This window comes from Isoptericola hypogeus (assembly GCF_039531145.1).
GTDB classification, from domain to species: domain Bacteria; phylum Actinomycetota; class Actinomycetes; order Actinomycetales; family Cellulomonadaceae; genus Isoptericola; species Isoptericola hypogeus.
On sequence record NZ_BAAAPM010000003.1, the window covers coordinates 713272 to 736770 of the forward strand.

Sequence of the window (23499 nt, forward strand, 5' to 3'; positions counted from 1 at the left end):
ATGGCGTGCGCACGATGACGCCGTGAGCTCCGTCCCCGCCGGGCTCCCGCGGCGTCTCGCCGCCGCACCGGGAGGCCCTCCCCGACGTAGGCTCGGCGCGAAGCGACGCACCCGGCCGTCCCTGGGATCGAGAGGACACGCGTGCCCGGCACCAGCCCACTGCTCCGCGGCGTCCACGCCCCCGCGCCCCGCACCCTCGTCGACGTCCTGGCGGCCACGGCCACCGCGCACCCCGACGACCCCGCCGTCGACGACGGCACCCGCGCCTGGTCGTACGCCGAGCTGACCGCCGAGGTCCTCGACCGGGCGCGTGCGCTGGCGCGGCACGGCGTGCGGCGCGGCGACCGGGTGGGGGTCCGCGCCACGTCCGGCCGCGCCGACCTCTACCTGACGATCCTCGCGATCCTGCGGGCGGGCGCCGCCTACGTGCCCGTCGACCGCGACGACCCGGACGAGCGTGCGGACCTGGTCTTCGGCGAGGCCGGGGTCGTCGCCGTCGTCGGGGACGACGGCGCGATCGCGCCCGGCCCCGGCCCCGGCCAGCCGGCGTCGCCGCACGCACCGGCGGAGGCCGACCGCACCGGCGACGGCGCCGGCGACCCGCCGCCTCCGCGGCCCGCGGACGACGCGTGGATCATCTTCACCTCCGGGTCGACGGGCACCCCGAAGGGGGTGGCGGTGACCCACCGCAGCGCGGCGGCGTTCGTCGACGCGGAGGCGCGGCTGTTCCTGCAGGGCGCACCGCTGGGGCCGGGCGACCGCGTCCTCGCCGGGCTGTCCGTGGCGTTCGACGCGAGCTGCGAGGAGATGTGGCTCGCCTGGCGGCACGGCGCGTGCCTCGTGCCCGCCGACCGGGCCCTGGTGCGCACGGGTCTCGATCTCGGCCCGTGGGTGGCCGAGCGCGGCATCACCGCGATCTCGACCGTCCCGACGCTCGCGGGCCTGCTGCCCGCCGCGGACCTCGAGCGCGTGCGCCTGCTGATCTTCGGCGGCGAGGCGATCCCGCCCGAGCTCGCGACCCGCCTCGCGGGGCCCGGCCGCGAGCTGTGGAACACCTACGGCCCCACCGAGGCGACCGTGGTCGCGTGCGCGGCGCCGCTCGACGGCGTCGGCGAGGTCCGGATCGGCCTGCCGCTGGACGGCTGGGACCTCGTGGTGGTCGACGACGCGGGGCGGCGGGTCGCCGAGGGAGCGACCGGCGAGCTCGTCATCGGCGGCGTCGGCCTCGGCCGCTACCTCGACCCGGCGAAGGACGCCGAGAAGTACGCGCCGCTGGAGTCCGTCGGCTGGGAGCGGGCCTACCGCTCGGGCGACCTGGTGGTGAACGACTCCGGCGGCCTGCTGTTCGTCGGCCGCGCGGACGACCAGGTCAAGGTCGGCGGCCGGCGCATCGAGCTGGGCGAGATCGACGCCGCCCTGCTGGACGAGCCGCAGGTCTCCGCCGCCGCCGCGGCGGTGCGCCAGGCGGGGGCCGGCAACAAGGTCATCGTCGGCTACGTCGTCCCGACCGACCCCGCGACGTTCGACGCCCGCGCGCTCCAGGCGCACCTGCGCGAGGTGCTGCCGGCTGCCCTGGTGCCGCTGCTCGGCGTCGTCGACGAGATCCCCACGCGCACCAGCGGCAAGGTCGACCGCGACGCGCTGCCGTGGCCGCTCGACGACGCCTCCGGGACGCGCGCGCCGTCCGACGGGCCGGTGGGCGAGCTCGGCGGCGAGACCGCCACCTGGCTGGGCGAGCGGTGGGCCGCCGTCCTCGGGGTCGCGCCGACCGATCCCGACGACGACTTCTTCGACCTGGGCGGCGGCAGCCTCACCGCCGCGCAGGTCGTGTCCGCCGTCCGCGAGCGCTACCCGTCGGCCACCGTCGCGGACCTGTACGCCCACCCGACGGTGGCCGAGCTCGCCGCACACCTGACGGAGGCGTACGGCCCGCCCGCGGTCACCAGCGGCGGTCCCGCCGGGCCGGCGCCGACGACCCCGCCCGGCACGCACCTCTTCCAGCAGACGATGCTCGTGCTGCTGCGGATCGTGTCCGGGCTGCGCTGGGCCACCTGGACGGCGCTCGCGGTGGCCGCGGCCCGGTGGGCGGTGGACGCCGGGGTGCTGGCGTCCGGGACCGGTGGCGAGGTGCTGCTGAGCAACCTCCCGCACGTGCCGTGGGCCGGGCTGCTGGTCGCCTGGGCCCTGCTCGTCCTCCCGGCCGGCCGGCTCGGGCTCGCCGCCCTGGGCGCGCGGCTGCTGCTGCGCGGCGTCCGCGCGGGCGATCACCCGCGCGGCGGGTGGGTACACCGGCGGCTGTGGCTGGCCGAGCAGCTCGTCGACGCCCTCGGTGGCCTGACGGTCTCGGCCGCCCCGCTCGTCGGCCTGTACGCCCGCGCGCTGGGCGCCCGGCTGGGCCGCGGCGTCGACCTGCACACCCTGCCGCCGGTCACGGGCATGCTCACGGTCGGCGACGGCGCCGCCGTCGAGCCCGAGGTCGACCTGTCGGGGCACTGGATCGAGGGGGACGTCGTGCACGTCGGCCCCGTCGCCATCGGCCGCGACGCGACGATCGGCGCCCGCAGCGTGCTGCTGCCCGGCGCCCGGGTGCGCCGCGGCACGGACGTGGCCGCGGGCTCCGCCGTCGTGGGCTCGACGGGCAGGAACGAGTACTGGGAGGGGTCGCCCGCCACCCGTCGGCGCAGCCAGGTCAAGCACCCGTGGCCCGCCGAGCGCCCGGCGGGCGGCGGCGCCTGGGCCGTCGCCTACGGGGTCGGCGGCGTCGTGCTCGCGCTGCTGCCGGTGGCCGCCGTCGCGGTGGGCGTGCTGGTGCTGCTCGGCGGGCCCGGACCCGACGGGCCGACGACGCCGACGGCGGAGCTGGCCGCGGCCGCCGTCCGCCTGCCGCTCGCGGCGCTCGCCGCGTTCGCCACCTACGCGCTGGTCACGCTCGTCCTCGTCCGGCTGCTGAGCATCGGCATGACCGCCGGCTGGCACCCCGTGCGCAGTCGCGTCGGCTGGCAGGCCTGGTGCACGGAGCGGGTCATGGACTCCGCGCGCACGGCGTTGTTCCCGCTCTACTCGAGCGTCTTCACGCCCGGCTGGTTGCGGCTGCTCGGGGCCCGGATGGGCAAGCACGTCGAGGCGTCGACCGTCGTGGGGATCCCGTCGATGATGGAGGCGTCCGACGGCGCGTTCCTCGCCGACGACACCATGGTCGCGCCGTACGAGCTGGGCGGCGGGTGGATGCGCGTCGCCCGCGCCAAGGTGGGGCGGCGCGCGTTCCTCGGCAACTCCGGCATCACGGCTCCCGGCCGGTCGGTGCCCAAGAACGGGCTGGTCGCGGTGCTTTCGGCGGCGCCGCACAAGGCCCGCAAGGGCTCGTCGTGGATCGGGAGCCCGCCCGTGCTGCTGCGCCGCACGGCGGCCGACGAGGCCGACGAGGGCCTGACGTTCAACCCGAACCGCCGGCTGTGGTGGGCGCGCGGCGCGATCGAGGTGCTGCGCCTGACCGCGGTGGTCGTCTCGGCCGCGCTCGGCGCCGCCGTCGTGACCGTCGTCCTCGAGGCCGCGCGCGCCGGCGGCTGGGCCCTCGGCGGGGTGCTGGGCGGGCTCGCGCTGCTCGGCGCGGGGCTGGCCGCGGCGCTGCTCACGTCGGCGGCGAAGCGGCTGCTGGTCGGGAGGTTCCGGGCCGGGGACCACCCCCTGTGGAGCAGCTTCGTGTGGCGCAACGAGCTGGCCGACACGTTCACCGAGGTCGTCGCGGCGCCCTGGTTCGCGAACCACGTGCTGGGCACGGGGCTGCTGACCGCCTGGCTGCGCACCATGGGCGCAAGGGTCGGGCGCGGCGTCTGGTGCGAGACCTACTGGCTGCCCGAGGGCGACCTCGTGACGCTCGGCGACGGCGCCGCCGTCGGGCGCGGCACGGTGCTCCAGACCCACCTCTTCCACGACCGGGTGATGAGCCTGGACGTGGTGGAGCTCGCGCCCGGCGCGACGGTCGGCCCGCACTCCGTGGTGCTTCCCGCCACCCGGCTCGAGCGGGCCGCGGTGGCAGGGCCGGCGTCGTTGGTCATGCGCGGCGAGGTGCTGCCGGCGGGCTCGCGCTGGCAGGGCAATCCCGTGTCGCCGTGGCCCGCGGCAGGGTCCCGGGCGTCTGCGGGCCCCCCGGCGTCGGCCAGGCCGGGCGGCTAGGCTCACCCGTCATGCCGCACAGCCGCGCGACCGACCCCGACCCGTACCTGCCGGACCACGGCGCGCGCGGCTTCGTCGTCGACCACTACGACCTGCGACTGCGCTATCGCGTGGAGCCCAACCGGCTCGAGGGCGTGGCGACGTTGGCCGTCCGGGCGCTGGAGCCGCTCGACCAGGTGCGGCTCGACCTGGCCGGGCTGCGCGTCAGCCGGGTCGAGGCGGACGGCCGCGCCGTCAAGTACACCCAGCGCGGCCGGGCCCTGCGCGTCCGCCCGCCTCGGCCGCTCGAGCCGGGCGGCACGGTCGAGCTCGCGGTCACCTACGCGGGGAACCCCGGGCCGAGCCGCGGCACGTGGGGCGAGGTGGGCTGGGAGGAGCTGACGGCGGGCGTCATCGTCGCGGGGCAGCCCGACGGCGCCCCCACCTGGTTCCCGTGCAACGACCACCCGGGGTACAAGGCGACGTACGACCTCACGTTCAGCACCGACGCCCCCTACACGGTCGTGGCGAACGCCCCCGTGAGGCGGGTGACGCGGCGCGCGGGCACCCGGACCTGGACGTTCGAGCGCACCGAGCCGATGTGCACCTACCTCGCCACCGTGCAGGTGGGCCGCTACGACGTCGTGGCCCTCGGCGCGCGCGGCGAGGTGGCCCGGGAGGCGGAGCAGGCCGCCGACGTCACCCACGACCTCGACCGGCACGACGAGCTGTTCGAGGTCTTCGAGGGCCTGTTCGGCCCGTACCCGTTCGCCGCGTACACGGTGGTCGTCACTCCGGACGACCTCGAGATCCCGCTCGAGGCGCACGGCGCCTCCGTCTTCGGGGCCAACCACCTGGACGGCGAGCGCGGGTCGGACCGGCTGGTCGCGCACGAGCTCGCGCACCAGTGGTTCGGCAACAGCGTCTCCGTGCGGACGTGGCGAGACATCTGGTTGAACGAGGGCTTTGCCTGCTACGCCGAGTGGCTGTGGTCGGAGGCGGGCGGCGGGCCCACCGCCGACGACCTCGCGCGCGAGCACCACGAGCGGCTCGCCGCGCTCGACCAGGACCTCGTGCTCATCGACCCCACGCCGGCGCTGATGTTCGACGACCGCGTCTACAAGCGCGGCGCGCTCACCCTGCACGCCCTACGGCTGACGCTCGGTGACGACGCGTTCTTCGGGCTGGTGCGCACCTGGACCGAGCGCTTCCGGCACGGTCACGCCGCCACGGCCGACCTGCGGGCGCTGGTCCGCGAGGCCGGCGGCGACACGCCCGGCGGCGGTGACGACGGCGGCGGCGCGACCGGCTCCGCGCTCGACGACCTGCTCGACGCCTGGCTGGAGCGCACGGCCCTGCCCGGTCTGCCCCCACAGCCGGAGGCCCCCCGGCCCGACCTCAGGGAGCGCGCAGCGCGACGGCCGTGAGCACGGCGTGCGGCACCGGCGCGCCGGCGTCGTCCGCGTCCAGGACCTCCTCCACCCACGCCGCGGGGCGGGGCGCCGGGCCCGGGCCGTCCCAGCGCCGCAGCCGCGGCGGGGCGTCCGGCGGCCCCAGCACGATCCGCGCGGGGTCCACCGCCAGGCCGTGCCCGGTCGCCTTGAGCAGCGCCTCCTTGCGGACCCACGTGCGGGCGAGCCCCTCGGCCGACGGCTCGCCACCCGGACGGCGTTCGCGCCGTCGCTCCCGCGGCCCGAGCAGCACCCCGGCCACGGGCGCCCGCGCGACGGCCGCGACGTCCTCGACGTCGACGCCGCAGGGTGAGCCGGCCACCGCCACCGCCAGGCGGGTCGCCGTGTGCGCGACGCTCACGTGCAGGCCCGCCGCGAGCGCCGCGGGGACCTCCGGCTTGCCGTGGTCGGCGGCGCCGCACGTCGTGCACCGGCGGCGCAGCCCGACGTCGCCGGCGCCGGCGCCGAGGTCGAGCCCGGCCGCCGCGAGGGCCGCGCGCAGCAGCGCCGACCGGGCGGCTCCGTAGCCGTGGCCCACGGGCCCGCCCGGCAGGGCCGCCGTCCGCACCAGGGGCACGCTCATGACCGTCGACCGTCCAGGGAACGCCGGTAGGCACCGGGCGTGATCCCGGTGGTCCGGCGGAAGTCGGTGACCAGGTGGGCCTGGTCGGCGTAGCCGAGCTCCGCGGCGATCCTCGCCAGGTCGTCCACGCCCGGGCCGGCCAGGAGCCGGGCCACCTCCTGGAGCCGGATCCGTGAGGCGATCGCCTTCGGCCCCATGCCGAGCGTCGAGCGCAGGGCGCGCTGGACCGTGCGCTCGCTGACCCCGAAGCCGTCCGCGAACGGCGCGCCGGTGCGGTCCCGCACCGCGGCCACCAGCTCCGCGACCACCGCGTCGGCCAGACGCTGCGCGGGGCCGGGCGGGCGCTCCTCCAGGCACCGCGCCGCGAGCTCGTCGAACACGTCGGCCCGCGCCTGCGGGTCGCGCGCCCGCCCGACCGCCCGCAGCAACCCGTGGATCCCCGGGCAGAGCGCGTCGTCCGCGGGGACGACGGCGTCCACCAGGGTGGGGAGGGCCACCCCGCCGAGCACGTCGAGCCCGGAGGGCCGCAGCCGGGCGGCGAACACGTCGCCCGAGCCGCTGATGGTGCGCACCCACGCCCGCCTCCGCGGGCCGGTGACGACGAACGGCGCGACGACGTCGCCCGACTCGATCGAGAGCGTCACCGCCGGCCGGTCGACGATCGTCTGCTCGATGCGCTCCCCGTCCGGCAGCGCCCACCGCACGTGCCAGTAGGTCTCGACCACCCGCCCGGCCGGGCCCCGCGGGGTGATCCACCGCGCGTGGAACGTCCGCAGGTTCTCCGGGTGCAGGACCCCGGACCGCTCTCCGGCGCGGATCTCCTCGACGCCGCGGCGTGGCGTGCGCTCCATGCCGACAGTCTGCCGCGGGTGACCGGCCGCGGCCCCGCGACGGCTGTCGGGAATCTTCAAGACCGTGCCGCGCGCCGGCGCGACGATGGAGGGACAGCACTGCGACGGGAGGGACGCGATGGCCGAGGCGATCGGTGCGGTCGAGTGGCTCGCCGTCGCGGCGGCGACCCTCGCCTCGTACGTGCTGGGTGCCCTGTGGTTCACGCCGCTGTTCGGCCGGGCCTGGGACGCCTCGCTCGGTCACGACCGCGCCGCCCACTCGGGGTTCGGGCCGCTGTACTACGTCGCGCCCCTCGTCGGGAGCGCCCTGACGACGACGGCGACCGCGCTGGTGCTCGCGCTGGCGGGCGTGACCGGCGTCGGCGAGGCCGCCGTGGTGGGGCTCGTCCTGGGGGTCGGGTTCGGGACGGCGGTGACGTTCGTCGGCGCCGTCAACCCGCGGATCCCGCGCCCCGGGCTGTTCACGGCGGTCACGGGCGGGTACCAGGCGGCGAGCGCCGTCCTCGCGGCGGTGGTCCTGGCCGCCTGGGGATGACGCGCCAGGCCCTGCGGGTCCGCTCAGTCCGTGGGGGCGTGCTGCTGCAGGAACGCGAAGACCTCGGTGTCGTCGACTCCCGGGAACGCCCCGCGCGGCAGCGCGGCGAGGACCTGCTGGTGCATGCGCGCGCTGGGCCACGCGACGCCCTCCCAGCGCTCGGCGAGATCGGCGGGCGGGCGCTGGCAGCACGCGGGGTCGGGGCAGGTGGAGCTGTGACGCACGTGCGTGTCCCGGCCGCGGAACCACTTCGCGTGTGCGTACGGCACGCCCACGGTGACGGAGAACTGCCGCCCGTCGGCGCCGGTGCCGGTCTGCACGGAGTCCCAGAACGTGCCCGCCGGGGTGTCGGTGTACTGGTAGGACTCGGTGGCCCGGTCGCGGCGGGTGAACGCCTCGCGCCCCGCCCACCACCGGCACACCAGCTGGCCCTCGATCGCGCCGGTGACGTCGCGCGGCAGCGGCAGGCCGTCGTTCGCGTACCCGCGGAACAGCGCTCCGTCGTCGCCCACCCGCAGGAAGTGCAGCGGGATGCCCAGGTGCACGGTGGCGAGGTTGGTCAGCCGCATCGCGGCCGCCTCGTGCGTGACGCCGAACGCGTCGCGGAAGTCCTCGACGGCGAGGTCCTTCTCCCGCTTGCGCCGGGCGAGGAACTCCACGGCCACGGACTGCGGGATGAGGCAGCTGGCGGCGAAGTAGGTGATCTCGACGCGCTGGCGCAGGAACTCGGCGTAGCTCCGGGGACGCTCGTGCCCGAGGACGCGGTGCGCGATCGCCTGCAGGGCCAGCGACCGCAGGCCGTGCCCGCCGGGGATCGACGCGGGCGGCAGGTAGATCCGGCCGTGCTCGAGGTCCGTGACGGACCGGGCGGAGCGCGGCAGGTCGTCGACGTGCAGGATCGTGAAGCCGAGCTGTTCGGCCATGCGCGCCACGGTGCGGTGCGTGAGCGCGCCGGCCCCGGTGTAGCCCGCCTTGAAGGTCAGCTCCTCCGCGATCGCCTCGAGCTGCGGCAGGTGGTTGTCCCGTTCCTCGCGCTCGTGCCGCAGCTCGGTGTTCGCGCGCCGGGCCTCCTCCGGCGTCGCGATGGCCTCCTCCTCCCGGCGGGCCAGCTCCGCGTGCAGGCCCACGACCTGCTCCAGCACCGGCATCGGCAGCCGCTGGCTCGGCTTGATCGGCGGCAGGCCGAGCGCCCCGAAGAGCGGCCCGCGCTGCGCGCGCTCGAGCGCGATCTCGAGCTCGGCGCGGCGGGACGGCGGCTCGTCGGCGAGCAGGTCGGGGACGCCGACGCCCACGGCCTCCGCGATGGCGCGCAGCAGGGACAGGCGCGGCTCGCGGCGGCCGTTCTCCACCAGGGAGAGCAGGCTCGGCGCGGAGCCGACCCGCTCACCGAGCGCCTCGAGCGTCAGGCCGCGCGCGGTCCGGGCGTGCCGGATGCGGCGGCCGAGGGTGATGAGGTCCGGCGTCTCCGCCGTCGTCGCCTCGACCGGTCGGGACGACCCCTTCGAGTACGGGACCGCACCCGCCATCGGGCCTGATGACGGACGAGATCCCGTTCTCGACGAGGAGTCGCGCGGAGCCATGGCTTCACGCTACGTGAAGATCGTCGAATCTTCACGGCTGGATTCCTGGGAAGAGCGCGGCCGGAGGGGCCATGGTGGAAGCAGGGCCCGCCGCGCGCCGCGGCCGGGGCCACGCCGACGGACGGAGCACGACATGACCTTCACCGCGAACCCCCGCCGCACCCGGCTCGCGATCGCCGCGCTGGCCCCCGACGTCGTCCAGCGCGAGGCCGCGGGAGCCCCGGCCGGCCCCGAGCGGGCCTCCGAGCAGGCCGCCGCGCCGGCCGGCCAGCGCGACGCCCGGGCCTGGGTCGACGAGATCGCGGCGCTCACCCAGCCGGACGAGGTGGTGTGGTGCGACGGGTCCGCGGCGGAGAAGCAGCGGCTGCTCGACGGGATGGTCGAGGCCGGGACGCTGATCAAGCTCGACGAGGCCAAGCGGCCGAACTCCTACCTCGCCCGCTCGGACCCGTCGGACGTCGCGCGCGTGGAGTCGCGCACGTTCATCTGCTCCGAGCGCGAGGTCGACGCCGGCCCCACCAACAACTGGCGGTCCCCGGTCGCGATGCGCGCCGAGCTGCGCCGCGTCTTCGCGGGGTCGATGCGTGGCCGCACCCTGTACGTGGTGCCGTTCTCGATGGGGCCGGTCGGCGGGCCCATCTCGCAGGTCGGCATCGAGATCACGGACTCGCCGTACGTCGTCGTCTCCATGCACGTCATGACCCGGGTCTCCCCCGAGGTCATGGACCTGATCGACGCCGGGCGGCAGTGGGTGCCGGCCGTGCACTCGGTGGGCGCGCCGCTGGCCGACGGCGAGGCGGACGTGCCGTGGCCCTGCAACGACACGAAGTACATCGTCCACTACCCCCAGACGCGCGAGATCTGGTCGTACGGGTCGGGCTACGGCGGCAACGCGCTGCTGGGCAAGAAGTGCTTCGCGCTGCGCATCGCGTCGGCGATGGCGCGCGACGAGGGCTGGCTCGCCGAGCACATGCTCCTCATCCGTGCGACGTCGCCCGAGGGCCGCCGCTACCACCTCGCCGCGGCGTTCCCCAGCGCGTGCGGCAAGACGAACCTCGCGATGCTGCGCCCGACGATCCCCGGCTGGAGGGTCGAGACCCTCGGCGACGACATCGTGTGGATGCGCCCCGGCCCGGACGGCCGTCTGCGGGCGATCAACCCCGAGGCCGGCTTCTTCGGCGTCGCTCCCGGCACCGGCGTCGAGACGAACCCCACCGCGATCGACACCCTGTCCCACGACGTCGTCTTCACCAACGTCGCCCTGACCGACGACGGCGACGTCTGGTGGGAGGGCCTCACGCCCGAGCCGCCGGCGCACCTCGTGGACTGGCAGGGGAACGACTGGACGCCCGGCTCCGAGACCCCCGCCGCGCACCCGAACTCGCGGTTCACCGTGGCGGCCGCCCAGTGCCCGTCCATCGCGGACTCCTGGGAGGACCCGGACGGCGTGCCGCTGGACGCGATCGTGTTCGGCGGCCGGCGCGCCAGCAACGTGCCGCTCGTGGCGCAGGCGCTGAGCTGGGAGCACGGCGTCTTCATGGGCGCGACCATCAGCTCCGAGCGCACCGCCGCCGCCGAGGGGGCCGTCGGCGAGCTGCGCCGCGACCCCTTCGCGATGCTGCCCTTCTGCGGCTACAACATGGCCGACCACTGGGCGCACTGGCTGCGCGTCGGCAAGGGGATCGACGCCGACAAGCGGCCCAAGGTCTTCCAGGTCAACTGGTTCCGCAAGGGCGAGGACGGAAAGTTCCTGTGGCCCGGTTTCGGCGAGAACTCGCGCGTGGTCGAGTGGATCGTCACGCAGGTCGACCGGTCCCGCGGGCTGCGCACCGACGCCGGCGCCGTGCACTCCCCCGTCGGGCTGCTGCCCGCACCGGGCGCCCTGAACACGGACGGCCTCGAGCTGTCCGACGACGACCTGGCCGCGCTCTTCGACGTGCCCGCCGGGCCGTGGAAGGCCGAGGCCGACCTGACCGCCGAGTTCTTCGAGACGTTCTCCGGCCGGGTGCCGCAGCAGCTGTGGGCCCAGCTCTCCCGGCTCAAGGAGCGGCTCGACGGCCTCGGCACCGGCGCCTGACGCGCGCCGTCCCGATCTCGGGCCCGCCGGAGAGGCACCGGCGGGCCCGGAACCCTCCCGCCTGCGACCGCCCCGTCGGCGTCACCCGACGGGGCGGTCCAGGCGGTACACGTGGTGCTGGCCGTCGTCGACCGGGTTGTCCGGCGGCAACCAGCCCGTGGCCACCCACCGGAACCCGGCCGAGCGCAGGGCCCCCCACGACGCGGCGTTGCCCGTGACCACGGGCACGACGATCGTCGTCGCCCCCGGGTGGTCCCGCCAGCAGGTCGCGGTGAACTCGCGGATCATGCGCGTGCCGAGGCCCTGGCCGACCCGGTCGGGCTCGCCGACGAAGTAGTCGATCGTCAGGGCGTCCACGGGCACGTCCACCAGCGCGATGAGCTCGCGCTCCTCGTCGGCGTAGTCGTGGATCCGGCAGCGCTGGATGAAGCCCACGGGGGCGCCGTCGTCCGACACCACGAAGTCCTCGGACGGCTCCGTGCCCAGGAAGCTCCCGGCGAAGTCGCGCTCGACGGCCGCGTCGGACGTGTCGTGCGCCCAGTACCGCGCGACGTGCGGCCGGCGCAGCCACGTCTGGATCTGCGGCAGGTCGCCGCGACGCGTACGGCGGAAGGTCAGCATCGGCGCCCCCGGGCCGGAATCGACGACCCGCCCACGGTAGCCCGCGCGCCCCGCCGAGGACGGCCCGCGCCGGTATCGTGGCCTCGCCGAGGGGGGCCCGCGCCGGTATCGACACCCCGCCCGCGGCGTCCCCGTGCCGTCACGACGGGAGAGACCGTGGAACACATCGTCGGGCGCCACGCCGAGCTGGGCCGGGTCACCGAGCTCGCGGCGGCGGGCGGCGCCGGGGTGCTCGTCCTCGTCGGGGACCCGGGGCTCGGCAAGACGACGCTCGCGCGGCACGCGATGAGCACCGCGCGCGACGCCGGACGCACCGTGCTCACGGCCCGCGGCGCCGTCGGCGAGCGCGAGCTCGCCTTCGGGGCCCTGCACCAGCTGCTGCGCCCGTGCCTCGACCGCCTGGACCGACTGCCCCGCCCGCAGCGCCGGGCCGTCGGCGGCGCCTTCGGCCTGCTCGACGACGCGCCCGTGCCGGACCGGCTGCACCTGGCGGCCGGCGTCCTCACGCTGGTGAGCGACCTGCCGGAGCCCGGGGCGCTGGTCGTCGTGGACGACCTGCAGTGGTTCGACGACGCGAGCCGCGACGTGGTCCTGTTCTGCGCGCGGCGGCTCGTCGACGGCGACGGCCGGACCGGCCTCCTTCTCGCGACCCGACCCGAGGCGGCCCCCGCCGGGCTCCCGGCGCTGGAGCTGGCTCCGCTCGGCGACCAGGACGCCGGCCGCCTCCTCGACCGGCAGCCCGCGCCGCCCGCCGCGCACGAGCGGCCGGCGGTGCTGCACCACGCCGCCGGCAACCCGCTCGCGCTCGTCGAGCTGTCGAGGCCCGGCGCGACGCCGGCCGGCACGACGGGCGACGGGACGGGCGCGGACGCCGTGACCGCGCGCGTGCAGCGCGCGTTCGCCGCCCGCCTTCCCGCGCTGCCGCCCGAGACGCGGCACGCGCTGCTGCTCGCGGCGGCGGCCGACGCCGACGACCTCTCGGTCGTCCTCGCTGCCGCCCGGCCCGCGGGCGACCCCGATGACGTCCCGGACGACGCACGCGCCGCCGCCGATGCTCTCATCACCTGGGCTCCGGCCGAGGAGGCCGGGCTCGTGCACCTCGACGGCGACCGGGTGCGGTTCCGCCACCCGCTGGCCCGGGGCGCCGTCTACGACTCCGCGCCGCTGGCGGCGCGGCGCGGCGCTCACCTCGCCCTCGCCGAGGCCTCGCCCGACCCGGACCGGCACGCGTGGCACCTCGCCGCCGCGGCGGTCGGGCCCGACGGCGACGCCGCGGCCGCGCTCGAGGCCACGGCCGACCGCGCCCGGGAGCGCGGCGGCTGGGTCGCGGCCGCCCGCGCGCTCGAGCGGGCCGGCGACCTGTCCCCCGACCCCGGGGCCGCGACCCGCCGGTACCTCCTGGCCGCGCCCGCGGCGATGTTCACCGGCCGCACCGCCTGGGTCGAGCGGCTCGCCGCGCGCGCCGGTGTCACCGCGACCGACGAGCCCGCCCGGCTGGAGGCCGACCTCTACGCCGGCTGGGCGATCGCGTCCACGAACCGGCACGCCGACGCCGTCGGGCGGCTCACGGCGCTCGCGCGCAGGGTCGCGGACGTCGACCCGGGGCTCGCCGTCGCCGCGCTCACGCCCGCGGCCGTCGCCGCGTACAACGCCGGCGACGACGCGCTGCTCGACGACGTCGGGGACGCCCTGGCCGCCGCGGGGTCGGCGGAGCTCGTGGACGACGACCCCGCGGTGGCGTGGGTGCTGGGCTCCGTCGCGCCCTTCGACCCCGCGTCGCGGGCCGCCCTCGACCGCGCGTTGCGGGTCCACGGCGAGCTCGGCATCCGCGAGCTCAACGTGCTCGGCGGCGCCGCGTGGGTGCTCGACGAGACCCGGCTGGCCGAGCGGCTCCTCGGGCGCCTGCTGGACCTGTTCGCCGACGGCCCCACGGAGGGGACCAACGCCCTGGTGTCCTCCACCCTCGCGTACGCGCGCCTGGAGCTCGGGCGCTGGGACGACGCGCAGGCCGGGGCCGAGGACGCGATCCGGGTCGCCGAGGAGACGGGCATGCCCGTGGTGCGCGCCGCGGCCCAGGTCACCACCGCCCAGCTCGCCGCCTACCGGGGCCGCACCGACGAGGCCCGCTCGCTGGCGCGTGCGGCGCTCGAGGCCCTCGACCCGGACATCACCCGCGCCGTCGGCGTCCGGGCCCGGCTGACGCTCGGCCTCGCGGCGCTCGCGGACGGCGACCCCGAGGGCGCCTACGACCTGCTGCGGCGCGGGTTCGACGACGACGGCGCGCCGGTGCACCGCCACTCGTCGGTGCACTCGCTCGCAATGCTGGCCGGCGCGGCCGTCCGCAGCGACCGCGCCGCCGACGCCGCCCGCGTGGTCGAGGCCGCGGCGGCGCACGTCGGCGCGGAGCCCGGACCGCGCGTCACCGCGATCGTGCACCACGCCCGCGCGCTGCTCTCGGGCGGCGACGACGCCGAGCGCCACTACCGCGCCGCGCTGGCCGACCCCGCGAGCGCCACCTGGCCGTTCGAGCGGGCGCTGGTGCGGCTCGACCTCGGCGAGCGGCTGCGCCGGTCGCGTCAGGTGAGCCGCGCCCGCACCGAGCTCAGCGCGGCGCTCGAGACGTTCCTGCGCCTGGGCGCGGCCCCGTTCGCCGAGCGGGCCACCGCCGAGCTGCGCGCGGCGGGCGTCAAGGTCGCCGACCGGGTCCCGGACCCGCTCGCCGCGCTCACGCCCCAGCAGCGCCGCATCGTGCACCTGGCGGCGCAGGGGCGCACCAACCGCGAGATCGCGGAGCACCTCTTCCTGTCGCCGCGCACGGTCGGGTTCCACCTGTACCGGGTGTTCCCCGTGCTGGGGGTCTCGTCGCGCGCCCAGCTGCGCGACGTCGTGGAGGCGGGCCGCTCCTGACGCGCGGCCCGGCGACCGGCCGACCGGGCGCACGACCAGTCATCTGACAGAAGCGGTCGCGGCCCCGCCCGGGCGACGGTGGTCTCCCACCCCCTCCGACGGGAGCCGCCATCATGACCGAGTCCAGCATCCCCCGCAGGCCCGTGGTGTTCGTCCACGGCCTGTGGCTCCACGCCGACTCGTGGACTCCGTGGACCGACCGCTTCGCCGAGGCGGGCTACGCCCCCCACAACCCGGGCTGGCCGGGCGACTCGCCCACCGTCGCCGAGGCCCGGGCAAACCCCGACCGCGCGGGCGGCTACGGGATCGACGACGTCGTCGCGCACTACGCCGCGTTCATCGACGCCCTGGACGAGCCGCCCGTCGTCGTCGGCCACTCGTTCGGCGGGCTGATCGCCCAGCGCCTGCTCACCGAGGGGCGAGCGGCCGCGGCCGTCGCGATCGACCCGGCGCCGATGCGCGGCAACATCCTGCTGCCCCCGAGCTCGCTGCGGGTCGCGGCCGTCGCGCTCAAGAACCCCGCGCATTTCAAGGGCTCGGTGTCGCTCACGCCGGAGGAGTTCCGGTACGGGTTCGCCAACGAGCTGTCGGACGAGGAGGCGGCCGCCCTGTACGACCAGTGGACGATCCCGTCGCCCGGGCGGCCGCTGTTCGAGGACGCGACCGCCAACCTGCTGCCCGGCTCGCCGGCGCGGGTCGACACGCACCGCGCGGACCGCGGGCCGCTGCTGTTCGTCGGTGGCGGGATGGACCACACCGCACCGGTGTCGCTCACGCGGACGTCCGCGAAGATCTACCGCAAGCACTCCGCTGCGGTCACCGACCTGATCGAGTTCCCGGACCGCGGGCACTCGCTCACCGTCGACCACGGCTGGGCCGAGGTCGCGGACGCCACGCTCGCGTGGCTCAAGGACACCCTCACCACCAAGGAGCTGTGACCATGCCGTTCATCACCACGACCGACGACGTCGAGATCTTCTACAAGGACTGGGGCACCGGCAGCCCGGTCGTGTTCTCACACGGCTGGCCGCTCAACGCCGACGCCTGGGACCGCCAGATGATGGCGGTCGTCGACGCCGGCTTCCGCGCCGTCGCGCACGACCGGCGCGGCCACGGCCGCTCCACCCAGACCGCCGACGGCAACGACATGGACCACTACGCCGACGACCTCGCCGCGGTGCTCGACGCCCTCGACCTGACGGACGTCGTGCTCGTCGGGCACTCGACCGGCGGCGGCGAGGTGGCGCACTACCTGGCCCGGCACGGGTCGGCGCGGGTGCGCAAGGCCGTGCTGGTCGGCGCCGTCCCGCCGCTCATGGTGCGTACCGACGACAACCCCGAGGGCACGCCGATCGAGGTCTTCGACGGCATCCGCGAGGGCGTGCGGACGGACCGCGCGCAGTACTACCGCGAGCTCGCCGTGCCGTTCTTCGGCGCGAACCGCGAGGGCGCCCAGGTCTCGCAGGGTGCGCTCGACCAGTTCTGGCGGCTGTCCATGCAGGCCGGGCTCAAGCCCGCGTACGACTGCATCGCGCAGTTCTCGGAGGTCGACTACACGGCCGACCTGCGCAAGATCGACGTCCCGGTGCTCGTCGCGCACGGCGACGACGACCAGATCGTGCCGATCGCTGCGGCCGGGCTGCGCTCGGCGCAGATCATCGCGGACGCGACGCTCAAGGTCTACCCCGGCGCGTCGCACGGGATCGTCGGCGCGTACGAGGACGAGTTCACCAAGGACCTCGTGGGCTGGATCGGCTGACCCTCTGCTCGTGGAAGCCCGACGGTCGGGCCTGTCGAGATGCTGGTCGTGATCTCGACAGGCTCGACCGACGGGTTGCCGTCACCGACGGGTTCAGGGCGGCTCAGGCGTAGACCGTGCCCAGGAGCGCGCGCACGTCGGCGAGCGTCCGGTCGGCCACGGCGTTCGCGCGGGCGTTGCCGCGCGCGAGGACGTCGGCGACGACGGCGGGGCCGTCCGCCGCGAGTTCGCGGCGCCGCGCGCGCAGCGGTCGCAGCCCCTCGACGAGCGCCTCGGTGACCACCTGCTTGAGCCGCCCGGCCCCCGCCGCGCCGACCTGCTCGGCGAGCAGGCCCGGCGTCGTGCCGGCGAAGTGGGCACCGAGGGTCAGCAGGTTCGCGACCTCCGGCCGGGCCTCGGGCTCGAAGGTGATGTGCCGCTGCGAGTCCGTCTTCGCCAGGCGCACGAAGGCCGCCGTGTCGTCGTCCGTCGCGCGCAGTTCGAGCGCGTTGCCGCGCGACTTCGACATCTTGGCGCCGTCGTTCCCGAGCACCACGGGCGCGGACGTGAGCAGCGCCTCCGGCTCGGGGAAGTACGGCCGCGCGGCGGCGAACCGCTGGTTGAACCGGCGCGCGACCGTGCGCGTGGCCTCCAGGTGCGGCAGCTGGTCCTGGCCCACCGGGACGAGGTTGCCGTGGCAGAACAGGATGTCGGCGGCCTGGTGCACCGGGTAGGTGAACAACAGCCCCGACATCCCGCGTCCCTGCCGGCGGGCCGCGTCGGCCGCCTCCGCCTTGACGGTCGGGTTCCGCTCGAGCTCGGCCACGGTGACCAGCGACAGGAACGGCAGGAGGAGCTGGTTCAGGGCCGGGACGGCCGAGTGCGTGAAGACGGTCGACCGGTCCGGGTCGATGCCGGCAGCCAGGTAGTCGAGCACGACCTCGCGGACCGTGCCGGGCAGGTCGCCGGCGTCGTCGCGGTCGGTGATGACCTGGTAGTCGGCGACGACGAGCACGACCTCGACGCCTGCCCGCTGCAGCCGGACCCGGTTGTCGAGCGTGCCCAGCAGGTGGCCGAGGTGCAGCGCGCCGGTGGGTCGGTCCCCGGTGAGCACGCGGAAACGGCCGGGGTCGCGGGCGATCTCCGCCTCCAGGCCGGCGGTGCGCGCCCGGGCGGCGGCGACGCTCGCGGTCTCGCCGGACGACGTCGGCGGGACGGGCGGACTGGCGGACGGGGTGCCGGACGACATGGTCGAGGGGGTCGGGGTGGTGAGGCTGGTCATGGTGCGGCTCCTTCGCGGGATGCCGCCCGGCGCGCGACCCGTGGCCGGACACAGAGACGTCCCGGGCTGCGGCGGGCAGCTCGGGACGTGGTGGCGTGGGCGCGTCAGGTCACGGCTGCGGGTGCAGCCGCCACCAGTCGTTGCGCTTCAGCATGCCGACCACCCTACTGCCGCAACGCGTCGACATCGGCCCTGGTGGTCGCCCGGGCTCTCGCGCTACGACCGCGTCGAGCCCTTCCTTCGGTTGTTCACCGGCCGCACCTTGTCGGCCGGCGCGTCCTGATCCCCATCTTCTCTTGCCTGATCGCTGAACAGCACCGAGGCTGTGGCTCTTCCTCCGGCCTGAGAGGAATTCGTCGGCAGCGCATCCACCAGGGTGCCGGCCTTCTTGTCCAGCACAGTGGTGAGGGCCTGCTGCGCAAAGCCGAAGAGCAGCGCGTACGCAAGGATCTGGTCCTGAGAGTCAAGGCGGGAGAGACCGGGAACGAACTGCCCGCGCACGGCCAGGATCCCCAAGATCGCGGTGATCGCGCCCAGTGGAACCTTGAGCCACGCCAACGCCACCGGGACGTCGTAGGCCCCGGCCGAGCCGCCCAGCTTCCGGATCGAGATCACGGCTGTCACCGTTCCGCCCAACAGACCCATGAGGGCGACCACGACGACGTCGTTCGGCAACGCTTCGGGCACGTTGGCTCCGGTCGGACAGTTGAGAAGATCGTTCCCGTCCTCGGCCGGCTGCGGTTCCGCGGAGTCCGTCTGCTCGGCCGAGAAACAGAGCGGTACGTCCGTCGGGTTGCTGACGACGTACGTCATGGTCGCGCCGGTGAGGACGATGACGACGAATGCAGCACTCAGCACGATGTTTCGGAAGTTACGAAGCCTCGCATGTTGCATGTCGAGCGATTCGTAACCGTCCTCCATCAGCCGTCGAGTCCAGGCGCGGCGCTGCGGGAGTCCCAGCGAGTAGAGGTCGTGCTGGCTGACGCGGCGCGCGTCCCCGGGAAGGAGCGTCGAATGGACGCGCGCGACCACACCCGGAATTTCCGCGTCCAGCTCGTCCTCGGACATGAGATCGACCATCTGCACGCGCGCCGCGTGGAGATTGCGGTAGGCCTGCTCGACGAGGGTCCCCCGCCACCAGTTGACGAATCGCCCGGGGACAGGATCGCGCCGATGAGCCGCGCGCACGGCCCGGGTGATCAGGTCCTTGACGCCCTCGGCCAGGACCTGATTCTCGGCAAGCGGGTGGGACTGGTCGATGCCTGCGTCCTGCCTGGTGCCCGTCCGGCTCTTCTCCTGCGCGCGTTCGTCCCGCGCCAGCGCCATGTCCACGCGAAGCCACAGCGACCGGAGCTCCGAGTCCAGGTGCGGCACCCAGATCCGTTTGCGCGGCTTGGGCCCGTCGATCGTGCTCCACGGGAAGGAGGTGGTCCCATTGCTGGGTTGTTCGCTCATCGCATTGCCCCTTGGAACGGCCTCTTGGACGACCCTGCCGCAACGGATGCACCTATACCCCGACGGTAGCCCCAGCGATGTTGTTCAGGAAGTAGTTCTCCTGCGGCTCGGCGGGTGATAAAAGCGCTTCACCGAGCTGCTACAGGGCGCAAGCGTGCGGCGGACCGCCGGGGTGGAATTCGTGCCGGTGGCCGCAAACTCCCGTGGCTGTCGGACGCGACCTCTCGGAACCTCCAGGGCCGATCGGGTGGGAGAATCGGCGTCGTGCCCACGCCTGACCGGCCCGCGCCGCCGCCCGCTCCGTTCGCCCACGTCGTCTATTTCGAGCCGCGCATCCCCGGCAACACCGGGTCGGCGATCCGGCTCGCGGCGGTGACGGGCGCCCGGCTGCACCTGGTGGAGCCGCTGGGCTTCGACCTGTCGGAGGCCAAGCTCAAGCGGGCCGGCCTCGACTACCACGACCTGGCCGTGATGGACGTGCACCCGTCGTTCGACGCCGCCCTCGACGCCCTGTCGGGCGCCCGGGTGTTCGCGTTCACCGCGCACGCGACGACGTCGTACACCGACGTCGCGTACCGGCCCGGCGACGTGCTGCTCTTCGGCCCCGAGCCCACCGGGCTGCCGGACGACGCACTCGCCCACCCCCGCATCACCGACCAGGTGAAGATCCCGATGCTCCCCGGGCGCCGGTCGCTCAACCTCACCAACGCCGCGTCGATCGCCCTCTACGAGGCGTGGCGGCAGGCGGGCTTCCCCGGCACGTCGTGACGGTGACCGGGAATCACGGTGACCGGGAATCTCACGGCGAGCACCCGTAGTGCTGCCTGTCCGTTGCGCCGGTGCCGTGCTGGGACAGCGCTCCAGCTGCGGGCGCCGTCGGTCAGGTTCCGCGCGAGCACGCCGCGGACCGTGTGCCCCGGCCGACGTAGCACCTGGTGTCCCTTCAGGCTTGGGAAGTACCACCAGGCACTACGTCGACGCGAGAGAACGGCCGGCGGCCAGGCTCGAAGGTCGTCCCGTCCTCCCTGTGCACGGTGTTCGTCGCGAAGGGCGGCCGCGCGCGTCGTGTTGCCCGGCCGGAGCATTCGCGGCATCCTCGGCAGTGACGTGCCTCACACCGACGTGGGGCACGCCCGCGAGGAGGTGTCCCGTGACGACCACTGAGCTGGCGGCGCTCCGCCGCTCGATCGAGCAGCTGCGCCGCAGCGTCGCCGAGGTGCACGACACCTTCGGCGACGGCCCCGAGGTGCGAAGGCTCGTGAACGACCTCGAACGGCTGGAGATCGACGCCGGCGAGCTCGAGGGGGCCACGCCGGCCCCGCACCCGGGCGGTCTGCCCGAGCACGTCGTCGTCCCCGACACGCCCCTCGACGAGGCGATGTGGAAGGACGACGCCGACGACGAAGGGGTCGGCGGCTACCACGGCTCCCGGTCGTGACGACGACGGCGCGCGGTCCCGGCTGGCGGGACGTCGGCGCGCGCGGGGTCCACAGCCCCGGCCGTGCGTCGATCGGCTCGGGGACGCTGCGCCTGGACCGGTGGTGGCTGTCGCCGGCCGCCACGACCCTCGGGCTGCTGACGTTCCTCGCCTACGGCGGCTTCCGGGCGTTCCAGCAGCAGTACTTCTTCGCGGACGAGCGGTACCTCACGCCGTTCTACTCGCCGTGCGTGTCCCTCGGGTGCGCGTCGGAGCCGGGTTCCGCGCACTTCGGGATGTTCCTGCCCGACAACCCGCTCATCCCGTACGCGGCGCTGAGCCTGCCGTTCCTCCTCGGGTTCCGGCTGACCTGCTACTACTACCGCAAGGCCTACTACCGGTCGATCTGGGCCGCCCCGGCCGCGTGCGCGGTGCCGGAGCCGCACGCGACGTACACGGGCGAGACCCGCTTCCCGCTGATCCTGCAGAACGTGCACCGGTACTTCTTCTACGTGGCGCTGCTGGTGTCGCTGATCAACACCTACGACGCCGTCGTCGCGTTCCACCATCCCACCGACGGGTTCGTCGTCGGCGTCGGCAACCTCGTCCTGCTGGTCAACGTCGCGCTCCTGTGGTGCTACACCGTCTCGTGCCACTCGTGCCGGCACGTGATGGGCGGCCGGCTCACGCACTTCTCGAAGCACCCGGTGCGGTACTGGGTCTGGACCAAGGTCTCGGCGCTCAACACGCGCCACATGCTCTTCGCCTGGGTCACGCTCGGCACGCTCGTGCTCACCGACCTGTACGTCGCGCTCGTCGCGTCCGGGTCGATCACCGACCTGCGGATCGTCGGCTGAGGCCGCCGAAGGGAGACCGGGCGTGACCGAGATCGAACGGCACGAGGTCGACGTCCTCGTCATCGGCGCGGGCGGCGCCGGCCTGCGGGCCGCGATCGAGGCGCGCCAGCGCGGGCTGCGGACGGCGATCGTCTGCAAGTCGCTCTTCGGCAAGGCGCACACCGTGATGGCCGAGGGCGGCTGCGCCGCCGCGATGGGCAACGTCAACTCCCGCGACTCCTGGGAGGTGCACTTCCGGGACACGATGCGCGGCGGGAAGTTCCTCAACAGCTGGCGGATGGCGGAGCTGCACGCCAAGGAGGCGCCCGACCGGGTCTGGGAGCTCGAGACGTGGGGCGCGCTGTTCGACCGCACGCCCGACGGGCGGATCAGCCAGCGCCACTTCGGCGGGCACACCTACCCGCGGCTCGCGCACGTCGGCGACCGCACCGGGCTCGAGCTGATCCGCACGCTGCAGCAGCGGATCGTGGCGCTGCAGCAGGCGGACCACGCCGAGACCGGCGACTACGAGGCGCGGCTGCGCGTGTTCGCCGAGTGCACGGTCACGGAGCTGCTCACGGCCGACCCTTCGACAGGCTCAGGGCAGGCTGGCGCGATCGCCGGCGCGTTCGGGTACTGGCGCGAGTCGGGCCGGTTCGTGCAGTTCTCCGCCCCCGCGGTGGTGCTGGCCACCGGCGGGATCGGCAAGTCGTTCCAGGTGACGTCGAACTCGTGGGAGTACACCGGCGACGGCCAGGCCCTGGCGCTGCGGGCCGGCGCGAGCCTCGTCGACATGGAGTTCGTGCAGTTCCACCCGACCGGGATGGTCTGGCCGCCGAGCGTCAAGGGCATCCTCGTGACCGAGGGCGTGCGGGGCGACGGCGGCGTGCTCAAGAACTCCGGCGGCGACCGGTTCATGTTCGGGTACGTCCCGGAGGTGTTCAAGGGCCAGTACGCGCAGACCGAGGACGAGGCCGACCGCTGGTACGACGACCAGGAGAACAACCGCCGCACGCCCGACCTGCTCCCCCGCGACGAGGTGGCCCGCGCGATCAACACCGAGGTGAAGGAGGGGCGCGGCTCGGAGCACGGCGGCGTCTACCTCGACATCGCGAGCCGCCTGCCGGCGGAGGAGATCCAGCGACGCCTGCCGTCGATGTACCACCAATTCAAGGAGCTGGCCGACGTCGACATCACGGCCGAGGCGATGGAGGTCGGCCCGACGTGCCACTACGTCATGGGCGGGATCGACGTCGACCCCGACTCCGGGGCCACGAACGTCCCCGGGCTGTTCGCGGCCGGCGAGTGCGCGGGCGGGATGCACGGCTCGAACCGGCTCGGCGGCAACTCCCTGTCGGACCTGCTGGTGTTCGGCCGGCGCGCGGGGCTCGGCGCCGCCGACCACGTCGAGGGCCTCCAGGGCCGCCCGGTCGCGGCCGACGACGACGTCGACGCGGCGGCCGCGATGGCGCTCGCCCCCTTCGCGCCGCCGTCGGACGGCGCGGCGGGCGAGAACCCCTACGCCCTGCACGCCGAGCTGCAGCGCACCATGAACGACCTCGTCGGGATCATCCGCACCGAGGCCGAGATGACCGCGGCGCTGGACCGGCTCGGCGAGCTCCGGGCGCGGCTGCGGCGCGTCGTCGTCGAGGGGCACCGGCAGTACAACCCCGGCTGGCACCTCGCGCTGGACCTGCGGAACATGCTCATGGTCGGCGAGGCCGTCGCGTCGTCGGCGCTGACCCGCACCGAGAGCCGCGGCGGCCACACCCGCGACGACTACCCGACGCTCGACCCGCAGTGGCGCCACCGGGTGCTGGTGACGCACGTCCGCCACGACGACGCCGCCGGCGCGCCCCGGGAGGAGTCCGTCGTGCCGCGGGTCGCCGTCGAGCCCGCCGAACGGGTCCCGATGCGCGAGGACCTGCTCGCACTCTTCGACCTCGACGAGCTCGAGAAGTACTACACGGCCCCGGAGCTGACGGCCCACCCCGGGGGGAGCCCGGCATGAGCA

The 23499-nt window shown here is 75.1% G+C and carries 17 protein-coding genes; 11 read left to right on the forward strand and 6 right to left on the reverse strand.

What is annotated here, in order from left to right; translation table 11 throughout:
- Positions 1-141 precede the first annotated feature (141 nt).
- Positions 142-4173: a Pls/PosA family non-ribosomal peptide synthetase gene (locus ABD254_RS05600; protein WP_344246445.1), complete on the forward strand. Its 4032-nt coding sequence runs from the start codon at positions 142-144 to the stop codon at positions 4171-4173.
- An 11-nt stretch (positions 4174-4184) separates the two neighbouring features.
- A complete protein-coding gene (locus tag ABD254_RS05605) occupies positions 4185-5579 on the forward strand; it encodes a M1 family metallopeptidase (RefSeq protein WP_344246447.1) in 1395 nt (464 codons plus the stop codon).
- Here ABD254_RS05605 and ABD254_RS05610 read toward each other — a convergent pair.
- Together ABD254_RS05610 and ABD254_RS05615 are read right to left on the reverse strand one after the other, a co-directional pair.
- Positions 5551-6186, reverse strand: coding sequence for a 4'-phosphopantetheinyl transferase superfamily protein (locus ABD254_RS05610; RefSeq protein WP_344246449.1), 636 nt, complete (start codon positions 6184-6186; stop codon positions 5551-5553). The two genes, ABD254_RS05605 and ABD254_RS05610, sit on opposite strands and share 29 nt — an antisense overlap.
- Positions 6183-7037, reverse strand: coding sequence for an AraC family transcriptional regulator (locus ABD254_RS05615; RefSeq protein ID WP_344246451.1), 855 nt, complete (start codon positions 7035-7037; stop codon positions 6183-6185). The genes ABD254_RS05610 and ABD254_RS05615 overlap by 4 nt, the downstream gene beginning before the upstream one ends.
- Before the next feature lie 118 nt (positions 7038-7155).
- Here ABD254_RS05615 and ABD254_RS05620 point away from each other — a divergent pair, with 118 nt between their 5' ends.
- The gene (locus ABD254_RS05620) at positions 7156-7572 is read left to right on the forward strand and encodes a DUF1761 domain-containing protein (protein ID WP_344246453.1); all 417 of its coding nucleotides are present in this window, start codon (positions 7156-7158) and stop codon (positions 7570-7572) included.
- A 23-nt stretch (positions 7573-7595) separates the two neighbouring features.
- Here ABD254_RS05620 and ABD254_RS05625 read toward each other — a convergent pair whose 3' ends face one another.
- Positions 7596-9098, reverse strand: a complete 1503-nt coding sequence (locus tag ABD254_RS05625) for a helix-turn-helix domain-containing protein (RefSeq protein WP_344246455.1) — start codon at positions 9096-9098, stop codon at positions 7596-7598.
- Between the two features lie 187 nt (positions 9099-9285).
- Between ABD254_RS05625 and ABD254_RS05630 the strand changes: the two genes are divergently transcribed.
- Positions 9286-11229, forward strand: coding sequence for a phosphoenolpyruvate carboxykinase (GTP) (locus ABD254_RS05630; RefSeq protein WP_344246457.1), 1944 nt, complete (start codon positions 9286-9288; stop codon positions 11227-11229).
- Between the two features lie 81 nt (positions 11230-11310).
- On the opposite strand, the gene ABD254_RS05635 is transcribed toward ABD254_RS05630, so the two are convergent.
- Positions 11311-11850, reverse strand: a complete 540-nt coding sequence (locus ABD254_RS05635; protein WP_344246458.1) for a GNAT family N-acetyltransferase — start codon at positions 11848-11850, stop codon at positions 11311-11313.
- A 156-nt stretch (positions 11851-12006) separates the two neighbouring features.
- Here ABD254_RS05635 and ABD254_RS05640 point away from each other — a divergent pair, with 156 nt between their 5' ends.
- The 3 genes from ABD254_RS05640 to ABD254_RS05650 all read left to right on the forward strand — a co-directional run bounded on the left by ABD254_RS05640 (position 12007) and on the right by ABD254_RS05650 (position 16516).
- The gene (locus ABD254_RS05640; protein ID WP_344246460.1) at positions 12007-14757 is read left to right on the forward strand and encodes an AAA family ATPase; all 2751 of its coding nucleotides are present in this window, start codon (positions 12007-12009) and stop codon (positions 14755-14757) included.
- A gap of 113 nt (positions 14758-14870) precedes the next feature.
- Positions 14871-15695, forward strand: coding sequence for an alpha/beta hydrolase (locus ABD254_RS05645; protein ID WP_344246462.1), 825 nt, complete (start codon positions 14871-14873; stop codon positions 15693-15695).
- 2 nt (positions 15696-15697) lie between these two features.
- A complete protein-coding gene (locus ABD254_RS05650; RefSeq protein WP_344246464.1) occupies positions 15698-16516 on the forward strand; it encodes an alpha/beta fold hydrolase in 819 nt (272 codons plus the stop codon).
- A gap of 103 nt (positions 16517-16619) precedes the next feature.
- On the opposite strand, the gene trpS is transcribed toward ABD254_RS05650, so the two are convergent.
- Positions 16620-17744, reverse strand: a complete 1125-nt coding sequence (gene trpS / locus ABD254_RS05655; RefSeq protein ID WP_344248506.1) for a tryptophan--tRNA ligase — start codon at positions 17742-17744, stop codon at positions 16620-16622.
- A gap of 249 nt (positions 17745-17993) precedes the next feature.
- Positions 17994-19232 (reverse strand): hypothetical protein, encoded by a 1239-nt coding sequence (locus ABD254_RS05660; protein WP_344246466.1) that lies wholly within the window; start codon positions 19230-19232, stop codon positions 17994-17996.
- Positions 19233-19496: 264 nt separating this feature from the next.
- Here ABD254_RS05660 and ABD254_RS05665 point away from each other — a divergent pair, with 264 nt between their 5' ends.
- From ABD254_RS05665 to ABD254_RS05680, 4 genes are all read left to right on the forward strand, one after another.
- The gene (locus ABD254_RS05665; RefSeq protein ID WP_344246468.1) at positions 19497-20000 is read left to right on the forward strand and encodes a tRNA (cytidine(34)-2'-O)-methyltransferase; all 504 of its coding nucleotides are present in this window, start codon (positions 19497-19499) and stop codon (positions 19998-20000) included.
- A 382-nt stretch (positions 20001-20382) separates the two neighbouring features.
- Positions 20383-20670 (forward strand): hypothetical protein, encoded by a 288-nt coding sequence (locus ABD254_RS05670; protein ID WP_344246469.1) that lies wholly within the window; start codon positions 20383-20385, stop codon positions 20668-20670.
- On the forward strand, positions 20667-21506 hold the full coding sequence (locus ABD254_RS05675) for a hypothetical protein (protein WP_344246471.1): 840 nt from the start codon (positions 20667-20669) through the stop codon (positions 21504-21506). Before ABD254_RS05670 ends, ABD254_RS05675 begins: the two co-directional genes overlap by 4 nt.
- 22 nt (positions 21507-21528) lie before the next feature.
- The gene (locus ABD254_RS05680; RefSeq protein ID WP_344246473.1) at positions 21529-23496 is read left to right on the forward strand and encodes a fumarate reductase/succinate dehydrogenase flavoprotein subunit; all 1968 of its coding nucleotides are present in this window, start codon (positions 21529-21531) and stop codon (positions 23494-23496) included.
- Positions 23497-23499: the final 3 nt, after the last annotated feature.